Below are 18,837 nucleotides of genomic sequence, written 5' to 3'. Positions count from 1 at the left end.
GTGGATCTGCTGGGCGGCCTGGCCGATATTCAGAATCAGTTGACGAATGCTCGCGAGGAACTGATTGAACCAGCCGGCCAGTTGCGCCGTTTCGTCCTGTCCGCGGATCGTCAGGGAATGGGTCAGATCACCTTCTCCCTGGGCAATCCCTTCCAGGCCGGAGGCCACTGCGCGAATCGGACTGACGATCAAACCGGCAAAGCTTGCGCCGACGAAGGCGAAGAACAAGGCCAGCAGCGCAGCCATGCCAACAATGATCCAGGTCAATTGGGTCACGCGACTCATCACATCGTCCTGGCGGATCAGGCCGATGAAGCGCCAGCCCAGACGCTCCGAAGACCAGACGTTGGCCATATAGCGCACGCCGTCGAGTTCGACTTCGACCAAGCCCTGGTCAACCTTTGCCAGTGCGGCATAACCATCGCCCAGGTCGCCGAGCTTCTTGAAGTTGTTAGCGGGCTGGCTGGGGTCGACCAGTACGGTGCCGTTGTTCTCCATCAGCATCAAGTAACCACTTTCGCCCAGTTTGATGCCCTTAACGATATCGGTCAGCTGATTGAGCGACACATCGATACTAAGTACGCCTCCCGGACTGCCCAGGCCGTTGGCTACGCTGCGCACGCTGGCCACCAGCGTCGCGTTGTCATTCGCCCAGTAATAGGCATCGGTGCGTACGGTCTTGCCCTGACCGTTGACTCCAGCCTGATACCAGGGGCGCGGGCGCGGGTCGTAATTACTCAGGGTGGCGTCATTGGGCCAGCTAACGTAGCCGCCATCGACAGTTGCGGTGGTGATATAAGCATAGGCCGGGTGGCTGGCCGCGACATCGGCGAACAGCGCCAGCAACTTCTCTCCGTAGTCACCCAGAGGTGCCTGAGTGGCATTGGCGTCCATATACTTCTTGAGATTTCCATCGACGCCGGTGACCAGTGGGTGTTTGGCCAGGTAATCGACATTCTGGCTGATGCCGTCGAAGAACAGCTGCATGGCGTTCTCCACCTGGCGAATCTCGCGGGAGCTGCTGTCGATGAACTCGTCGCGGGTATCGCTGCGCAGATTAAGGATGACCAGGCTTGCGACCAGCATGATCGGCACACAGGCGATGATTGCAAATGCCCAAGTCAGTTTTTGTTTTATGTTCACGGAGGTTCCCTGCTCGATAAGCAATGCGGTCGGTTGGAAGCGGCTCCTATTCTGTCGGCTGTGCAAGACGGAGCTTTACCGAATGCGACCGCTGATGTCGCAAGCGCGCGCCGACCGTCGCGTTTAGGCATCTGCGTAGGGGGGCGAGGGGACGGGGGCGGACGGGATCTAATCCGCGATCGCGACTTTAGAGTGTCTGGGCAGGTACGCCGGGCTGCCTGCCCGGCGCAATCAGCGACTCAGCAGGGATGCGCTACCGGCGCTGGCGAACAGGCCAGCGCTGACCCGGTTGAACCAGACCTGCCCCTTGCCGGAGCGCAGGTAGCGGGCGGCTCCGTGCGCGCTGAGGCCATAGAACAGCTTGCAGGCTAGATCGAGAACGGCCCAGGTGAGAATCAGCACCAGTAGCTGCGTCAGCATCGGCTGCTCGGCACTGATGAACTGCGGTAGGAAGGCGGCGAAGAACAGAATGTCTTTGGGGTTGCTGGCGCCCAGGCCGAAGGCTTTCCAGAACATGCTGAGAAAGTTCGGGTTGACTGGTTGCTCCTCACTACTCAGCGGTTTGGCGGCTTGACGCGAGGCTTGCCAGCTCTGCCAGGCCAGGCAGAACAGATACAGCGCACCGATGATTTTCAGCACCCCAAACAACTGTTCCGAGGCCAACAGCAGGGCGCCGAGGCCAAGTGCGGAGGCACTCAGCAGGCAGATCGAGGCGCTGACACCGCCGAGGAACGCGGGCAAGGAGCGGCGCAAACCATAGTTCAAGCTGTTGCTGACCATCAGCAGCGATAGGGGGCCGGGGATCAGAATCACGATCAGCGCGGCGCTGCTGAACAGCAACCAGGTTTCCAGGCTCATTGCAGGTCTCTCCAGATGTGGAAAAGCCCCAGCGCGATACGCTGGGGCCGGATACAGCTATGCCAACCTTACAGGAAGGCGAACTTGGCGATAAAGATGATGCACAGCACGTACAGGCTGACGGAGACCTTGTCGCGTTGGCCGGTAAGCAGCTTCAGCGTGGCATAGGTCAAGAAGCCCAGGGCAATGCCGTTGGCGATGGAGAAGGTCAGCGGCATCATGACCACGGTGACGATGGCCGGGATGGTATCCGTGAGGTCATCCCAGTCGATGTGTGCCATACCGCTCATCATCAGCATCGCCACATAGATCAGCGCTCCAGCGGTAGCGTAGACCGGAATCATCCCGGCCAGTGGGGCGAAGAACATCGCCGCGAGAAACAGCACGCCGACGGTCACTGCGGTCAGTCCGGTACGACCACCGGCGGCTACACCCGAAGCGCTTTCGACATAACTGGTGACCGGCGGGCAACCGACCATGGAGCCAATCACGCTGGAGGTGCTGTCGGCTTTCAGAGCTTTGGACAGGTTCTGGATCTGGCCGTCTTCATCGACCAGTTTGGCGCGGTGGGCAACGCCCATCAGAGTGCCGGCGGTATCGAACATGTTGACGAACAGGAACGACAGGATGACGCTGATCATGGTCACATTGAAGGCACCCGCAATGTCCATGGCCAGAAAGGTCGGCGCCAGGCTCGGTGGCATCGACACCAGGCCAGTGTACTCGACCAGGCCCAGCGACCAGCCGATGGCGGTGACGCCGAGCATGCTGAACAGGATGGCGCCGAATACGTTGCGGTGGCTGAGTACCGCGATCAGCAAGAAGCAGACCGCGGCTAGCAGTGCCGAAGGTTCGCCGAAGGAGCCCATGGTCAACAGGGTCGCAGGGCTGTCCACGACGATACCAGCCGACTTCAGGCCGATCAGGCCGAGGAATAACCCGACCCCCGCACCCATGGCGAAACGCAAGCTCATCGGGATACTGTTGAGCAGCCATTCGCGGATGCGCGACAAGCTCATGATCATAAACAGGATGCCGGAGATGAACACCGCCCCCAGAGCAATCTGCCAGCTATAGCCCATCTCGCCGACCACGGTGTAGGTGAAGAAGGCGTTCAAGCCCATGCCCGGCGCCAGGCCGACTGGCCAGTTGGCGTACAAGCCCATGAGGAAGCAACCGAGTGCGGCACCAATACAGGTGGCGACGAAGGCTGCGCCATGATCGACACCGGCGTTGGCCATGATGCTGGGGTTGACGAAAATGATGTAAGCCATGGTGACGAATGTCGTCAGGCCTGCCAGCATTTCAGTTTTGATGCTGGTGCGGTGTTCGGTCAGTTTGAAGAAGCGGTCGAGTAGACCACGCTTCTCCAGACCTTGGGTGTACGTCGCATCTTGTTCTTGTTTAGCGCTTTCCACGGGGTACTCCTCATATCTCTTGTTGTGTACCACCCAAAGTCAATGCAAGGCGCGTTTGACTCTCTGAGGGAGGTGGTGCGTTTGGGTGTGCTTGCTGGCTAGTTCCTGACTATTGGGTCAGAAAATCTTGCTGGCGCCGATTATGCGTTTGTATACAAAAAAAGCAAATAATGTTTTTACTGTTGCAAATATTGCGCTAATCGAACCGTCGAGCGTGAATGTAGGTGAATACTTGCGATGATTCAGGTCGGCCTATCTAGATAAAAGCTAATAAAAACAATGTAGTACATTCTTTTTCTGCCAAATTGGCAGTGCTGCTTGAGACATTTCTCCCACCGATTCCATCAGGGCTTCTGGGTGCTTTAAGCTGATTTATGAGGAAAAAAATGGATTTATATAAGAAATCAATTTACCTAGCCGACGTTTGAGTGGATGTTTGGGTCTATGTTGGAGGGGCAGTGGATGAAGTGGGCAACGGTCCTGGAGCGCTGAGGCAGGCATAGTGGGTAGTGTGTGAGCTGGTCATATTGTGTACAATGATCGAGAATTTTTCCTGTGGCTTTAGCCTCTGACTGTTGACCCGTTAGGGGGCCGCACGCAGCAGCGTCATAGGCTCAGGCTACGACTCGTGGAACCAGTCTCGGAAGGGAGTTTGTGGTTAACCCACTCTGGTGCGGCCCTAAGGGCGAGCCAATCGTGCTCAGGTGTCGCTGAACACTCCCTTCTATAGTTTGGTTTGGCTGTTTCTAGCCTTTGTCTGCTACCTTTTCTGCGGCTTGAATCCGCCGGATCTTTAACGTGAGCCAGAATGAACGAACAATTGCAGCCTCTGAAAAAGCAGTCGAATACCGGTAAGAGCAGCCGTACTGGCACTCAAGATGATGTCGTTTACGCGCACATCTTCGATGCCATTCTTGAACAACGCTTGGCTCCTGGAACCAAACTGAGCGAAGAGGCACTCGGCGAAATATTCGGCGTCAGCCGCACTATCATTCGTCGTGCATTGTCGCGTTTGGCCCATGAGGGCGTAGTGTTGTTACGACCCAATCGTGGCGCAGTGGTCTCCTGTCCGAGCGTGGACGAAGCACGACAGATTTTCTATGCGCGGCGTATGGTCGAGCGCGCCATTACCGAATTGGCGGTAGAGCACGCTACAGCCGAGCAGTTGAGCGAGTTACGGCAGATGGTCGAGGATGAGCAAGCCAGCTTTTCGCGTGGCGATAGGGGGACTGGTATTCGTTTGTCCGGCGAGTTCCACCTGAAGCTGGCTGAGGCGGCGAAGAATGCACCGCTGATCAGCTTCCAGCGCAGTCTGGTGTCGCAGACCTCGTTGATCATCGCTCAGTATGAAAGTGGTAGTCGCGCGCACTGCTCCTATGACGAGCACAACCAGTTGATCGATGCCATCGAGGCGCGTGATGCGGCCAAGGCCGTGAGCCTGATGATGCATCACATGGATCATATCGACAGTAAGCTCAACCTCGACGAAGAAAGCGCATCGGACGATCTTCACGCGGTGTTCTCGCACGTGCTGCAAACCAAGAAAAAAACCGGGCGCAACGCAGCCAATCGGTAATTTTTACGGTCGAATCCGCTGTCTAGTCCTGAAATAGGTTTACACCTGTTTCACTCTCAAACGCCCGGTGCACCGCATCGGGCGTTTTGTATTTCAAGGCCAGATGTGGCCGCTCTTCGTTATAAATAGCCACCGATTCGCCCACCATCTTCCGAGCCTCTGCCAGGTCTTTTGGCCGACGCAGCAGGAATTCCATCTTCAAAATACCGTTCACTCGCTCGGCCATCGCGTTTTGGTAACAGTCGTACCCGTCGGTCATTGAACAGGTAATGCCATGCTTGATGTGCAACTGCTGATAAAGGTCTGAGCAGTACTGGGCGCCGCGGTCAGAATGATGGATCAGAGGTTGGTCTGTTTCTCTCTCGCTGACAGCGCTCTTCAGAGCCTTGAGCACCGACTCCGTGTGCAACGTCTCATGCACGTGATGCCCTACGATTTTGCGTGAGAAGGCATCGGTCACCAGGCTTAGGTACGCTACATTTTCCTGGGTCGGCAGGTAGGTTATGTCGGCGACCCAAACTTGTTCAGGGCCCGTAGCAACAACCTGTGCTGGGCCGTCTTTTAGCAGATTGGGATGGCGTCGGAAGCGATGATGGCTGTGGGTGGTTTTGTGATAAGCACGTTTGCGTGGCACCAGTTCACGCGCCTCTCGCAGGATTGTGAACAACCGATCTCGCCCGACTTGCAGCGATGTTCTAGCTTCAATATGCAGTAAATGGTGCAGCTTGCGCGTTCCTAGCCGGGGCTGGCGGCGACGCTTTTCCAAGACAAAATCCAGCACGCCTTGATCGTGTTGGGCGAGGGCCTCGTATGCCCGGATTCGCTTGTAATAAGCCTGGCGCGAAATTTCCATAAACAGGCAAGCCCTAGTGATGCTCAGGCCTTCGATTTGCCCTTGCGAGAGGACTTGCTGGGTCGCTTTTTTACGATAGAAACGCCGTAGTCGTTTTTCAGAACGTTCACGACAGCTTCAAAAAATTGAGCCTTCTGGTTGCTCATCGTGAGCTGTTCTTCAAGCTCCTTGATCCGCTGTTCAGGCGTCAGTGGTGTGGATGGCTTGTGCACGGCGCGGGTTCTCTGAACTCGAATGGATGCGCCTTGGCTCCAGTCCTGTCGACCATGTTTGCGTAACCAAACCAGCACTGTCGACCTACCCTGGATGCCATAGCGGGTTTGAGCGTCTTTATAACTCAACTCGCCTTTTTCAACTTGATCTACAACCGCCAATTTAAAAGCCAAGGTGTAATCGCGCTGACTGCGCCTTTTCCCCGAATCCATTGCGCCCTCCTGAAAATAGGTCAGAAGGTGTAAACCTTATTCAGGACGGGACACGCTCAATAAAAAGGCCCTGCAATGCAGGGCCTTTTTAGTTGTGCTCACTTAACGCCGATGTACCGATTGGCCAGCGGCGAAGGTCTCCTTCACTGAGCGGTCATCGCCGAGGATGGTCAGGGCGAATAGCTTCTCCTCCAGAGTCTTGGCCTGCTGCATGCGGTAGGTGATCAATGGCGTAGCCCGGTAATCGAGCACCACGAAGTCGGCGTCTTTGCCACTTTCGAAGTTGCCGATCTTGTCGTCCAGGTACAGCGCGTGAGCGCTACCGAGGGTGGCCAGGTACAGCGACTTGAACGGATCGAGCTTTTTGCCCTGCAATTGCATCACCTTGTAGGCTTCGTTCAGCGACTGCAGTTGGGAGAAGCTGGTACCGGCACCGACGTCGGTACCCAGGCCGACGCGAACGCCATGCTGTTCCAGCTTCTGCAGATCGAACAGGCCGCTACCGAGGAACAGGTTGGAGGTCGGGCAGAAGGCTACCGCCGAACCGGTCTCGGCCAGGCGCTTGCACTCGTCGTCGCACAGGTGCACGCCATGGGCAAACACCGAGCGCGCGCCGATAAGCTGGTAGTGGTCGTAGACATCCAGATAGCCCTTGCGCTCGGGGAACAGCTCCTGCACCCACTCGATCTCCTTGCGGTTCTCGGACAGGTGGGTGTGCATGTACAGGCCCGGGTACTCCTGATACAGCTTGCCGGCCAAGGCCAGCTGTTCCGGCGTGCTGGTCGGGGCGAAGCGCGGGGTAACGGCATAGTGCAGGCGGCCCTTGCCGTGCCAGCGCTCGATCAGCTCCTTGCTGTCGGCATAGCCGGATTCCGCTGTGTCGGTCAGGTAGTCCGGTGCGTTGCGATCCATCAGCACCTTGCCGGCGATCATCCGCAGGTTCAATGCTTCGGCCGCCTCGAAGAAGGCATCGACCGACTGTTTGTGCACGCTGCCGAACACCAGCGCGGTGGTGGTGCCATTGCGCAGCAGTTCCTTGAGGAAGATGCCCGCCACGTCTGCGGCATGGGCCTTGTCGGCGAACTGCTGTTCGGTGGGAAAGGTGTAGGTGTTCAGCCAATCGAGCAGTTGTTCGCCATAGGAGGCGATCATGCCGGTCTGTGGGTAGTGAATATGGGTGTCGATAAAACCGGGCGTGATCAGCGCGTCGTGGTACTCGGTGATGGCAACGCCGTTGAGGTTGGGCAGCAAATCGGCGGCGTGGCCAACTTGGACAACCTGGCCATTTTCGACCAGCAGCAGACCATCCTCGAAGTACTCGTAGGACTGTTCGACGCCGACCACTGCCGGGTCGGCGATGCTGTGCAGGATGGCGGCGCGGTAGGCGTGTGTCGTGGTACTCATGGTTGTCTCTATCAATCGTTGAATGGGGCTATGAAGGAGCGACCTTGGCTGCGATTGAGCCTAATCGCGGCCAAGGCCGCTCCTACAGGAATCTGTGTAAGCGCAGCGCCCTAGGGTCAGGCTTGGGTTCGGCGCGAAGCTGGTAGCAGCTTGGCGACGCTGGTTTCGCCTTTTTTCACGTCCTGGCCAAAGGCGGCGTTGTAGGTGGCGATCACTTCGCCGGCTATGGACACGGCGATCTCGACCGGCAGCTTGCCTTTGACCTCGGCCAAGCCCATCGGACAGCGCATGCGTTGCACCACTTCAGGCGCGAAGCCACGATCGCGTAGACGGTGTTCGAACTTGACGCGCTTGGTCTTCGAGCCGATCAAACCGTAGTAAGCGAAATCGTTACGCTTGAGGATGGCGGCAGTCAGTTCCAGGTCGAGCTGATGGTTGTGGGTCATGACGATGTAGTAGCTGCCGGCCGGCATGGCCTCGACTTCATCGACCACCTCGTCGTTGACCACCTTTTCTACCCCTGCAGGCATCAGCTCGGGAAACTCGCTGTCGCGTGAGTCGATCCAGCGCACCTTGCACGGCAGGCTGGCGAGCAGGGGCACCAGGGCGCGGCCAACGTGACCGGCGCCGAACACGGCGATCTGCGCCTGCGGCTGGCCCATCGGCTCGAACAGCAGCACGGTGGCGCCGCCGCAGCACTGGCCGAGGCTGGCGCCGAGGCTGAAGCGCTCCAGGCGCGTGTCCTGGCTGCGACTTTCGAGCATCTCGCGGGCCAGTTGCATCGCCTTGTATTCCAGGTGGCCACCGCCGATGGTTTCGAAGATGCGTTCGGCCGTCACGACCATTTTCGAACCGGCATTGCGTGGCGTCGAGCCGCGCTCTTCGATGATGGTCACCAACACGCAGGGTTGCCCCTGTTGTTGCAATTCGGCGAGGGCGCTGATCCAGCTCATTTACTCAGCCTCCAGGTACGTAGGGGCTTGGCGGAGCGCGACAGGCGCCAGTCCTCGTCCTTCTTCGGGCGGTCGGGCGTGCGGTTCAGCGGCTCCAGCAACAGCAGCGGCGACAGGCTATCGAAGCCCTGTGGTGCCGCTACCTCCTGTGTATGTTCGGTGTGTGTTGTCATTGTTGTGCACCGTGTTCGTGGTAGGAGCCAGCTTGCTGGCGATTGCCATTAGGCAAGCGGATCGCCAGCAAGCTGGCTCCTACAGGTTCAGGCCGGTTCGACAGTTGCTACAGCAACGGGCTTGGCCGACGCCTGCAGTTTCTTCATCTGCTCCACGCCCCAGAGTACGCGCTCTGGAGTGGCTGGCGCGTCGATTGCGGGCTGTACCCGGTAATCGGCGAGACTGGCGACGGCGTCCTTGATCGCGCACCATACGGCAATGCCGAGCATGAACGGCGGCTCACCAACGGCCTTGGAATGGAACACCGTGTCTTCCGGGTTCTTGCGGTTCTCCACCAGCTTAACGCGCAGATCCATGGGCATGTCGGTGATGGCCGGGATCTTGTAGCTGGCTGGACCGTTGGTCATCAGCTTGCCTTTGTCGTTCCACACCAGCTCTTCCATGGTCAGCCAACCCAAACCTTGGACGAACGCGCCTTCCACCTGACCAATGTCGATGGCCGGGTTTAGCGAGGCGCCGACGTCATGCAGGATGTCGGTACGCAGCATCTTGTACTCGCCGGTCAGCGTATCGACTATTACTTCCGCACAGGCGGCGCCGTAGGCGAAGTAATAGAAGGGACGGCCGCGTGCTTTGTCGCGATCGTAGAAGATCTTCGGTGTGCGGTAGAAACCGGTGCTGGAGAGCGAAACCTGATTGAAGTAGGCCTGCTGAATCAGCGCATCGAAGGAGAGAAACTGCTCGCGAACGCGTACCTGGCCATTGCGGAACTCGACATCTTCCGGGGTCACCTTGTGCTCGCGCACCAGGAAGTCGACCAGGCGTTGCTTGATGATCTGCGCGGCGTTCTGCGCAGCCTTGCCATTGAGGTCGGTGCCGCTGGAGGCTGCGGTCGGCGAGGTGTTGGGCACCTTGTCGGTATTGGTCGCGGTGATCTGGATGCGCGAGATGTCGACCTGGAACACTTCGGCGACGATCTGCGCGACCTTGGTGTTGAGCCCTTGGCCCATCTCGGTACCACCGTGGTTCAGGTGGATGCTGCCGTCGGTATAAATGTGGATCAACGCCCCCGCCTGGTTGAGGAAGGTGGCGGTGAAACTGATGCCGAATTTGACCGGTGTCAGTGCCAGGCCTTTCTTCAGCACCGGGCTTTTATTGTTGAATTCAAGAATTTCACGGCGGCGCTTGGCGTACTCGCTGCTGGCCTCCAGATCGGCGGTCATCTCGGCGAGCATGTTGTGCTCGACCGGCTGATGGTAATGGGTGACGTTGCGCTCTTCCTTGCCGTAGTAGTTGAGCTTGCGCACCTCCAGTGGGTCTTTGCCCAAGCTGCGGGCGACGGCATCCATGACCTCCTCGATGGCAACCATTCCCTGGGGGCCGCCGAAACCGCGGTACGCCGTGTTGGAGGCGATGTTGGTTTTGCAGCGGTGACCGTTGATGGTGGCGTTGCCGAGGAAATAGGCGTTGTCCGCGTGGAACATCGCGCGGTCGACGATGGAGCCGGACAGGTCGGGCGAGTAGCCGCAGTTGCCGGCCAGTTCCAGCTGGATGCCATGCAGCAGGCCGTTGTCGTCGAAGCCGACGTCATACTCGACATAGAAGGGGTGACGCTTGCCGGTAATCAGCATGTCCTCGACGCGCGGCAGGCGCATCTTGGTCGGACGGCCGGTTAGGTGGGCAATCACCGCACACAGGCAGGCGGGGCCGGCTGCTTGGGTTTCCTTACCGCCAAAGCCGCCACCCATGCGGCGCATGTCGATGACTATCTTGTGCATTGGTACGCCGAGGACCTCGGCGACCAGCTTCTGTACCTCGGTGGCGTTTTGCGTCGAGGTATAGACGATCATGCCGCCATCTTCGCTTGGCATCACCGACGACACCTGGGTTTCCAGGTAGAAATGCTCCTGGCCGCCGATATGCAGTTTGCCTTGCAGGCGGTGTGGCGCAGTACTCAGGGCCGCGGCGGAGTCGCCAATCTTGTGCTGGTGGCTGTCGAGCACGAAATGCTTCTTGCGCAGCGCCTCTTCGACGTCCAGTACCGGCGGCAGGTCTTCGTATTCAATCACCGCCGCCATGGCGCCTTTACGGGCGTTTTCCAGGCTATCGGCCGCGACCGCGATGACCACTTGGCCGATATATTCGACCTTGCCGTCGGCCAGCAACGGATCACCGGCGACTACTGGGCCGATGTCCAGTTGCCCGGGAACATCCTTGCTGGTGATGGCGATGGCCACGCCGGGAACTGCATAGCAGGGCGCAGTATCGATCTTGACGATACGCGCATGCGCGCGGTCGCTCATGCGCGCATAGACGTGCAGCTGGTTGGGGAACTCCAGGCGGTCATCGACGTAGACGGCTTCACCGGACACGTGCTTATCAGCGCTCTCGTGCTTGACGCTGCGGCCGACACCGCTGGTGATGCCGGCGCGGAACAGCTCAGCCAGCTCTGCCTGGGTTTTCGGAGTTTCGTGATGGTTAGACATAGGCGGTCACCCGGGTTTCGACTTCGGGAGCTTGCAGCTCGAGGAAGAATTTACGCAGCAGGTTCTGCGCGGTGAGCAGGCGATATTCCTTGCTGGCACGGAAGTCGCTGAGCGGGGTGAAGTCTTCGGCCAGGGCTGCGCAAGCGCGCTCTATCACCCCTGGGTACCAAGCAGCCCCGTTGAGCGCTGCCTCGCAGGCGGCGGCGCGCTTGGGGATCGCTGCCATGCCACCGAAGGCGATGCGTGCGTTCTGTACCACGCCGTCCTTAACCTCGAGGTTGAAGGCGGCGCAGACGGCGGAGATGTCATCGTCCAGGCGCTTGGACACTTTATAGGCGCGGAACGCCTGGTTGCTTTTCGCGCGGGGTACGATGATCTTCTCGATGAATTCGGCTTCCTGGCGGGCGGTGACCTTGTAATCGAGGAAGTACTCTTCGATCGGCAGGGTGCGGGTCTCGCTGCCTTTGCGTAGGACGATCTGCGCGCCAAGGGCGATCAGCAGCGGCGGGGCATCGCCGATGGGCGAGGCGTTGCCAATGTTGCCGCCGAGAGTGCCCTGGTTACGGATCTGCAGCGAGGCGAAGCGGTGCAGCAACTCGCCGAAGTCCGGGTAGTCCTTGGCCAGCGCGGTGTAGCAATCGGACAGTGAAGTGGCGGCGCCGATCTCGATGCTGTCGGCGCTGACCTCGACGCGCTTCATGGCTTCGATATGACCGACGTAGATCATTACCGGCAGTTCACGGTGGAACTGGGTGACTTCCAGAGCCAGGTCGGTACCACCGGCCAGCAGGCGGGCCTGTGGGTTAGCCGCGTAGATGTCGGCCAGGTCGGCGACGGTGAGCGGCAGCAGGCAACGTTTGTCGCCGCTGTTCAATTCGGCTGTTTCGCGCGGGGTGATGGCTTTCAGTTGCGCGACGGTCTCGGCTTCGGCGGCGTCGAACTGGTCGGGCTGCTTCTGGCAGCAGGCCTGCTCGGCGGCGTCGATGATAGGGCGATAGCCGGTGCAACGACACAGATTGCCGGCCAGGGCTTCCAGGGTGTCGGCCTTGTCAAACCCTTCGGTGTTCTTCTGCAGGGCGAACAGCGACATGACGAAGCCCGGTGTGCAGAAGCCGCACTGCGACCCGTGGCAGTCGACCATGGCCTGTTGCACGCTGTGCAGCTTGCCTTGGTGCTTGAGGTCTTCGACGGTGATCAATTGCTTGCCGTGCAGGGACGAAACGAAGGTCAGGCAGGAGTTGAGGGTGCGGTAACGCACACGCTCTCCCTCCAGTTCGCCGACTACAACGGTGCAGGCACCGCAGTCACCCGAGGCACAGCCTTCTTTGGTCCCAGGTTTACCCACGTGTTCACGCAAATAATTGAGTACGGTGACGTTAGGGTCGAGTTGCTGCTCGGTACGCAGCTCTCGGTTGAGTAAAAACTGGATCAAGGAAGACCTCCAGGCACTTTATTGTTTTGAACGGGCGGCTCGTATGGTGCAAATCTAGAGTTTTCTGACTTTTGGGTCAACAAATATTTGACCTTATAGTCAGGTAGTTGTCATGCGATTCGGTTATGAACTCGCTCAGCGCTGAAGGCTAGCTAACAAGGCATTCGCTCGTGCCAAGGGCAGCCCGGCGGGCCGGTCTTAGCAAAGGTTAGCTGGCGACCGGCTGGGTAAGACGCGACACGCGTTAACCGATTGCTGTTCGGGTTTGCTCGATTGCAGGGGGCTCAATGGATTTACGATGCCGGAGCACTGCATCTTCCCGCTAGATGAACAGGCCGTTGAAAATGTAGCGAGCGATGGCTTGTGAGGCGGATTTCAACGCCGCATAGCCGAGTGCAGTAGTTTTTCAACAGCCTGCTAAGGCTTGTGGCTGTCAGTCCGTGTGAGAGGAGGGTAGTTGCTGGGATCGGTTGGTGGCTTCAAGCCTGCAAGGTGGATGCCTGAATAAGGCAGGCTTGACGGGTTTGGCTGCGCGGACGAATGGGTGAATTGTTGATCGATGATCGCCTCTTGCCGGGAGGCGATAAAGCCTCCTCCCGCTTGTACCTTAACGCTGATAACTATCGTGGATGCGACGGTAAATTATGCCTGTTCGACAGCCTGATCTGCGTCTATCCCGCTAAAAGGGTAAATTCGATAGGCTTGCAACTAATCCGTCCACACCTTCACAAGAGGTGAGCGGCTCAACTCTGGCTCCGCTTAACCGGCAGGGCGACGTTTCCCTAATCCTCTAGGAAACCTTCGATTTTTTGACCTCTGCCTGTGGTACTCCCCTCTATGACTCGTTTGCAAGGCTCGGATCTCCTGGCCCTCGGTTTTATGACGTTTGCGCTGTTCCTGGGCGCCGGCAACATCATTTTCCCGCCAAGTGCCGGCATGGCCGCGGGTGAACACATTGGCTTGGCTGCACTGGGCTTTCTGCTCACTGGCGTCGGCCTGCCACTCCTCACCATCGTGGCTCTGGCTCGGGTTGGCGGCGGCATGCCGCTGCTCACCGCGCCACTCGGCAAGCGTGCGGGCATCCTCTTCGCCGTGGCGGTATACCTGGCCATTGGCCCCTTGTTCGCCACGCCACGCACTGCGGTGGTGTCGTTCGAGATGGGCGTGGCCCCCTTTACCGGGAATAGCGGCACGCCGCTATTGATCTACAGCCTGGCGTATTTCGCTGCGGTGATGTTTCTGTCGCTCAATCCGGGACAACTGGTCGACCGTATCGGCAAGTTCATTACCCCGGTCTTGCTCGCGGCGCTACTGGTGCTCGGCGGCGCGGCACTGCTTGTTCCGGCGGGCGAGATCGGCCAGGTGTCAGCCGATTATCAGGCCACACCGTTCGTGCAGGGCTTCCTGCAGGGCTATCTGACCATGGATACCCTGGGTGCGCTGGTGTTTGGCATTGTGATCGCCAGTGCAATCCGTGATCGCGGCGTGACTGACGCTGGACTGATCACCCGCTACTCGGTGATCGCTGGCCTGATTGCGGCTGTCGGGCTGTCATTGGTCTATCTGGCTCTGTTCTACCTCGGCGCCACCAGCCAGGGTATTGCCGGTGAGGCGCAGAATGGCGTGCAGATACTCACCACCTATGTGCAACACACCTTCGGCATCGCAGGTAGTTTGCTGCTGGCAATCGTCATCACGCTGGCCTGTTTGACCACTGCAGTGGGTCTGCTAACGGCGTGTGGCGAGTTCTTCAGCAGTTTGCTGCCGATCTCTTATCGCGTGGTTGTCGTAATATTTGGCTGTTTCAGTTTGTTGGTCGCCAACCAGGGGCTGACGCAGCTGATCAGTGTCTCGGTGCCGGTGTTGGTCGGTCTCTATCCGCTGGCGATCGTGCTGGTGGCGCTTAATTTGCTGGGCGGTCTGTGGTTGTCGCCGCGCCGGGTGTTTGTACCGGTGATGACGGTGACGCTGATATTTGGACTTGTAGATGGTTTCGCCGCCGCGGGGTTCAAGCAACTGGTGCCTAGGCTGTTCAGCGAAATGCCGTTGGCTGCACAAAGCCTGGGCTGGTTGGTGCCCGTACTGGTGACGCTGCTGTTGGCTGCAGCACTCGACCGGGTGTTGGGTCGCCCGAGTCCGCAACTGGCTTAAGCACTGTCTATCAACAAACAAGGCCGCCTCATCAGGCGGCCTTTTTGTGGCCAGTTACAAGCCATGGCTGGCTATAATCGGCGCGGGCTAACAAGGAGTTTCCATGCCGATCAGTGACATTTACCTGCCGCATCTGCTTGCCGTCCTTTGGTTCGTAGTCTGTTGGGCCGGCTATAGCCGGTATGCTCATTACAAGGGCCGCACTACACCTTGCTTGGCCAGTGTGCTGCACCTCTATCGGGAAGACTGGATGCGCCGCATGTTGCTGCGCGACAACCGCATCGCCGATGCCAGCGTGATCGGTAACCTGGAGCGCAACGCCTCGTTCTTCGCTTCCAGCACTCTGATCATTCTCGCGGGTATCCTCACGGTTCTAGGAGCTTCGGATCGCGCGCTGTCATTGTTGGCGGACTTGCCCTTTGTCCAGGCTGCCAGTCGCGAGATGTCCGAGGTCAAGTTACTGGCCCTGGGAGTGGTGTTTGTCTACGCCTTCTTTACCTTCAGCTGGTGTATGCGGCAGTACAACTTTGCTGCAGTGCTGGTCGGCTCTGCGCCAATGATCGGTGAGCGGCATGTGACCGCGCAGGAGCGCAAGGCTTACGCTGAGCGAACTGCGCGGGTGATATCGATGGCCGCCAACGAATTCAACTATGGTTTGCGTGCCTATTATTTCGGCATGTCAACTCTGGCATGGTTTATCAATCCCTGGTTCTTCATGCTGGTGACCGCAGGAGTGGTACTGGTGCTGTACCGCCGTGAGTTTCACTCCGACGTGCTGGAGGTGATGGTCTACACCCAGACCCCGATGCTCGAACCGCTCAAGGAGAAAAGCGAATGAGTCTGCCATTTTGGTGTGTGTTCATCAGTGCACTGCTGATATTCCTGGCCAAGGCGCCGGTTGCCAGAGCCATGCAGCAGGAGAGTGGCACATACGACAACCATCACCCGCGCAGCCAGCAAGCCCGGCTCAGCGGTTTCGGTGCCCGAGCTTTGGCTGCGCACCTGAATAGCTTCGAGGCGTTCCCGTTATTTGCCGTAGGCGTGCTGATGGCTCACGTAACCGGAACCCAAGGGTTGCTGGTGGATGTTCTGGCGGTGAGTTTCGTTGTGTCGCGCGTACTTTATCTGCTGTTCTACTGGGCCGATCTGCACTGGCAGCGCAGCCTGGTTTGGGCGCTGGGGTTGCTCTGCAGCCTGCTGCTGATGCTCAGCCCGGCGCTGTAGTGGTTGCAGAAACAACAAGGCCCGCAGTATGCGGGCCTTGTTGTTCAGCTTGGTCTATTACTGACCGTCGACTGCGTCTTTCACTTCGTCAGCAGCGTCATTCGCGGCGTCTTCAATTTTTTCGCCTGTGGTCGGTTCAGTGCCCATCACTTGATCGGCTTTCTGCTCGATAGCATCGCCCATGGACTCTGTGGCTTCCGAAAGAGACTCCTTAGCAGACTCCATCTTGTCTTCCGGGGTGTCATCGCATGCAGCCAAGGCCAAAGTAGCGGCGAGAAGCAGGGCATAAGTAAATGGTTTTTGCACGGTCAGTACTCCTTGTAAGTGTTCATTATCGCTGGGGGGTCCCAGTCATGGCCTTTTGAACATCGTTAATTCTATGAAGTTCCCTGCGATTTGCAGTGAAGTGCTCACTACTCTAGTTGCTCTGAAGTGCTGCGGTCGTTTCGAGGCGTTATTATGCGCGCCCTTTATGCTGGTGTTATGGGACTGGATCAATGAGCGAAACCCTCATTCTTGAGCGAGCGCAACGTTTTTTGTCGGCGTTGCGCCATTGTCAGGTGTTGGGCATCCAGGTTCATGGTGCCGATCCGCAGGGCCTGACCCTGCGCTTGCCTTACAGCCCACACATAGTCGGTAATCCGCAAACCGGGGTTATCCATGGCGGGGCGATCACCACCCTGATGGACACCACCTGCGGTATCTCCATCGTCTGCGCGTTGCCGGAATTCGAGATGTGCCCGACACTCGATCTGCGCATTGATTACATGCACCCAGCCGAGCCGGATAAGGATGTGTACGGTTTCGCCGAGTGTTACCGGGTTACACCCAACATCATCTTCACCCGCGGTTATGCCTACCAGAGTGATCCCCAGCAACCAATCGCCCACGTGGTCGGCACCTTTATGCGCATGGGTAAGAGTCTTCAGGGCAATAGAGAACTGCAGCGCACTATTCAAGGCGGTGGCGCATGAGCGACCTGAACCTCGATCAACTGCTGAGCCAGGCTCATGCACAGAATGATTACGACCCGCTAATCAACCTGATCCCTTATGCCAAGCTGCTCGGTATCGAGTGTCTGCGCCTGGGGGACGACATGGTCTTTCGCCTGCCGGCGAACAAAGACAACATCGGCAATCCGATCCTACCAGCCATTCATGGTGGAGTGATCGCCGGTCTTATGGAACAGGCTGCCATGTTGCATCTGCTGATGTTCATGGGCACACCACATTTGCCGAAAATCATCGACTTCTCGATAGATTACCTGCGCGCCGGTCATTATCGTGACACCTATGCCCAGTGCCAGGTGTGGCGTCAGGGGCGTCGTGTCGCCAACGTCGCAATTACAGCCTGGCAAGCCAAGCAAACTGAGCCCATCGCCACGGCTCGTGCGCATTTCAAGGTCGATGAACCTTAAATTCGAATGAGCGTGGAACGGGTGCCGTATAGATAAGGAATACTGAATGGCTGCGTTGTTGATCCTGGGCGGCTTGCTGCTAATCCTTTCCGGGCTGGTCTGGTTGGTGATGCGTGCGTTTGCTACCAGCCTATTGTGGGGGTGGACCAGCCTGTTGCCGCCGCTGGCCCTGTTGTATGTATTGCAGCACTGGCGCTCGGCTCGCCAGGCCGTGGGGCTCAGCGCCTTGGGCCTGATTCCTTTGATTGTCGGCCTGACCCTGCTCGCCAGTCAGGACTCGCAACGACTGGAGGCCATCCTTAGTCTGCAATGGCTGAAGACCGAGGCGCAGTCTCCTGCTGATCTGGCCATCGAGTTGCGTGGTGAGCTGCATGGTCAGCCCTTCACGCCGCAGCAGGGCGAGCTGATCGGTGGCGTACTCAGCCTGCGCGAGGGAGGGGATTTCTTTGCTCGACGAGAGATCGTCATCCGTCTTGTCGAGCCGGTAGACGGCGTTGTGCGTCTGGATGTTTTACCTGACGATGTAGGACCCCTGCCGGAAGTCGAGGTCAGCTGGCTGTTGCCGGAGCAGGATCTGCCCGAGGCGCGTCGACTGGCCCGAGGTTATACCCTGCACCTGAACCTCACACCGTTGCCGCCGAACAAACTGGCCGGTGACTTCCATCTGGTACTCCCCGCAAAGTTCAAAACCACGCTGAGCGGCAAGGTTGAGCTGTTTAGCGATGGCCTGCGCTATCACGAGGGCAAGGTCGATCGGCATGTCGACTCTGCCGATACCTTGGCCTTCATCATCAAAGACTATTTGCAACGACGTTTTGTCAGCCGCAGGGTGCAGTTGAATGAGTTGCCGCCGTTCACGCTGCCGGCCAATAGCATTGAACTGCAGATCGAAGCCATGATCGGGGGGCAGCTGCAGAAACTGCCCGTGCTGTTGAACAAGAGCGAGGCCGATGGTTGGATCGTGCAGGGTGATCGGTTCGCCGCACTGCCGGACATTACCGACACGCCCGCGCCGGATCTCAGTCAGGCGCCCAATTCCACGGCCGAAGAGCAAAGTCGCGAGCGGGTCCGCCGTCCATTGGATCGTCGATTACGCTTCAGTCTCGAGGCCTTGTTGCGCAACCCCAGTCGCTACCAGAACCTGGCGATGCGGGTATCGACGGTGCGTGGCAGTAATGCCGAAGGACGTTTTCAGGGCGTCGATCAAGACGGGCGTATTGTCATTCGCCAACGTTTGAGCGGCCAGGGCGCGGCCAGCTACAACCTGATTCCAGAGGAGGTCAGCCGCATCGAGTTGCTCGAGCCCTGATCCGTGAATTGGCT

At 58.5% G+C, this 18,837-nt stretch carries 16 protein-coding genes and 1 pseudogene; 7 read left to right on the top strand and 10 right to left on the bottom strand.

Annotated elements, in window-relative coordinates; translation table 11 throughout:
* Window positions 1-51: 51 nt before the first annotated feature.
* The 3 genes and pseudogenes from TMS3_RS26000 to TMS3_RS15835 form a co-directional block, all read right to left on the bottom strand.
* A pseudogene (locus tag TMS3_RS26000) lies at window positions 52-1,086 on the bottom strand (HAMP domain-containing protein); the annotation flags it as partial.
* A gap of 288 nt (window positions 1,087-1,374) precedes the next feature.
* Window positions 1,375-2,001 (bottom strand): LysE family translocator, encoded by a 627-nt coding sequence (locus tag TMS3_RS15840; RefSeq protein ID WP_025166262.1) that lies wholly within the window; start codon window positions 1,999-2,001, stop codon window positions 1,375-1,377.
* A gap of 68 nt (window positions 2,002-2,069) precedes the next feature.
* Window positions 2,070-3,419: an NCS2 family permease gene (locus tag TMS3_RS15835; RefSeq protein ID WP_025166261.1), complete on the bottom strand. Its 1,350-nt coding sequence runs from the start codon at window positions 3,417-3,419 to the stop codon at window positions 2,070-2,072.
* 808 nt (window positions 3,420-4,227) lie between these two features.
* On the opposite strand from TMS3_RS15835, the gene TMS3_RS15830 reads away from it, so the two are divergent.
* Window positions 4,228-4,995: a GntR family transcriptional regulator gene (locus TMS3_RS15830; RefSeq protein WP_025166260.1), complete on the top strand. Its 768-nt coding sequence runs from the start codon at window positions 4,228-4,230 to the stop codon at window positions 4,993-4,995.
* Between the two features lie 22 nt (window positions 4,996-5,017).
* Here TMS3_RS15830 and TMS3_RS15825 read toward each other — a convergent pair.
* From TMS3_RS15825 to xdhA, 6 genes are all read right to left on the bottom strand, one after another.
* Window positions 5,018-6,273 (bottom strand): IS3 family transposase gene (locus TMS3_RS15825; RefSeq protein ID WP_200929678.1). Its coding sequence is split into 2 segments (ribosomal slippage): window positions 5,018-5,922 and window positions 5,922-6,273, totalling 1,257 coding nucleotides; the frame shifts between segments, so codons are not numbered across the junction.
* A 102-nt stretch (window positions 6,274-6,375) separates the two neighbouring features.
* On the bottom strand, window positions 6,376-7,677 hold the full coding sequence (gene guaD / locus TMS3_RS15815) for a guanine deaminase (protein ID WP_025166258.1): 1,302 nt from the start codon (window positions 7,675-7,677) through the stop codon (window positions 6,376-6,378).
* A gap of 116 nt (window positions 7,678-7,793) precedes the next feature.
* Complete coding sequence (gene xdhC / locus TMS3_RS15810) at window positions 7,794-8,630, bottom strand: xanthine dehydrogenase accessory protein XdhC (protein WP_025166257.1); 837 nt, start codon at window positions 8,628-8,630, stop codon at window positions 7,794-7,796.
* Complete coding sequence (locus TMS3_RS25345) at window positions 8,627-8,803, bottom strand: hypothetical protein (RefSeq protein WP_160321036.1); 177 nt, start codon at window positions 8,801-8,803, stop codon at window positions 8,627-8,629. Before TMS3_RS25345 ends, xdhC begins: the two co-directional genes overlap by 4 nt.
* Before the next feature lie 87 nt (window positions 8,804-8,890).
* The gene (gene xdhB / locus TMS3_RS15805; protein WP_025166256.1) at window positions 8,891-11,290 is read right to left on the bottom strand and encodes a xanthine dehydrogenase molybdopterin binding subunit; all 2,400 of its coding nucleotides are present in this window, start codon (window positions 11,288-11,290) and stop codon (window positions 8,891-8,893) included.
* On the bottom strand, window positions 11,283-12,722 hold the full coding sequence (gene xdhA, locus TMS3_RS15800) for a xanthine dehydrogenase small subunit (protein ID WP_025166255.1): 1,440 nt from the start codon (window positions 12,720-12,722) through the stop codon (window positions 11,283-11,285). Before xdhA ends, xdhB begins: the two co-directional genes overlap by 8 nt.
* Window positions 12,723-13,559: 837 nt before the next feature.
* Here xdhA and brnQ point away from each other — a divergent pair.
* The 3 genes from brnQ to TMS3_RS15785 all read left to right on the top strand — a co-directional run bounded on the left by brnQ (window position 13,560) and on the right by TMS3_RS15785 (window position 16,097).
* Window positions 13,560-14,873, top strand: a complete 1,314-nt coding sequence (gene brnQ / locus TMS3_RS15795; protein WP_025166254.1) for a branched-chain amino acid transport system II carrier protein — start codon at window positions 13,560-13,562, stop codon at window positions 14,871-14,873.
* A 103-nt stretch (window positions 14,874-14,976) separates the two neighbouring features.
* Window positions 14,977-15,711, top strand: coding sequence for a DUF599 domain-containing protein (locus tag TMS3_RS15790; RefSeq protein WP_025166253.1), 735 nt, complete (start codon window positions 14,977-14,979; stop codon window positions 15,709-15,711).
* Window positions 15,708-16,097 carry an MAPEG family protein gene (locus TMS3_RS15785; RefSeq protein ID WP_025166252.1) on the top strand — a complete coding sequence of 130 codons (390 nt, stop codon included), beginning with the start codon at window positions 15,708-15,710 and terminating at the stop codon, window positions 16,095-16,097. The genes TMS3_RS15790 and TMS3_RS15785 overlap by 4 nt, the downstream gene beginning before the upstream one ends.
* A gap of 57 nt (window positions 16,098-16,154) precedes the next feature.
* Here TMS3_RS15785 and TMS3_RS15780 read toward each other — a convergent pair whose 3' ends face one another.
* Complete coding sequence (locus TMS3_RS15780) at window positions 16,155-16,403, bottom strand: hypothetical protein (RefSeq protein WP_025166251.1); 249 nt, start codon at window positions 16,401-16,403, stop codon at window positions 16,155-16,157.
* 191 nt (window positions 16,404-16,594) lie between these two features.
* On the opposite strand from TMS3_RS15780, the gene TMS3_RS15775 reads away from it, so the two are divergent.
* The 3 genes from TMS3_RS15775 to TMS3_RS15765 are packed head-to-tail and all read left to right on the top strand — an operon-like array spanning window position 16,595 to window position 18,823.
* The gene (locus TMS3_RS15775; RefSeq protein ID WP_025166250.1) at window positions 16,595-17,071 is read left to right on the top strand and encodes a PaaI family thioesterase; all 477 of its coding nucleotides are present in this window, start codon (window positions 16,595-16,597) and stop codon (window positions 17,069-17,071) included.
* Window positions 17,068-17,514, top strand: a complete 447-nt coding sequence (locus TMS3_RS15770) for a PaaI family thioesterase (protein WP_025166249.1) — start codon at window positions 17,068-17,070, stop codon at window positions 17,512-17,514. The genes TMS3_RS15775 and TMS3_RS15770 overlap by 4 nt, the downstream gene beginning before the upstream one ends.
* A 46-nt stretch (window positions 17,515-17,560) precedes the next feature.
* Window positions 17,561-18,823 carry a hypothetical protein gene (locus tag TMS3_RS15765; RefSeq protein WP_025166248.1) on the top strand — a complete coding sequence of 421 codons (1,263 nt, stop codon included), beginning with the start codon at window positions 17,561-17,563 and terminating at the stop codon, window positions 18,821-18,823.
* Window positions 18,824-18,837 lie beyond the last annotated feature (14 nt).

It is taken from the genome of Pseudomonas taeanensis MS-3, assembly GCF_000498575.2.
GTDB lineage: Bacteria > Pseudomonadota > Gammaproteobacteria > Pseudomonadales > Pseudomonadaceae > Aquipseudomonas > Aquipseudomonas taeanensis.
Note: the sequence above shows the minus strand (reverse complement) of the source record. Positions and strands in the feature narration are given on the sequence as shown.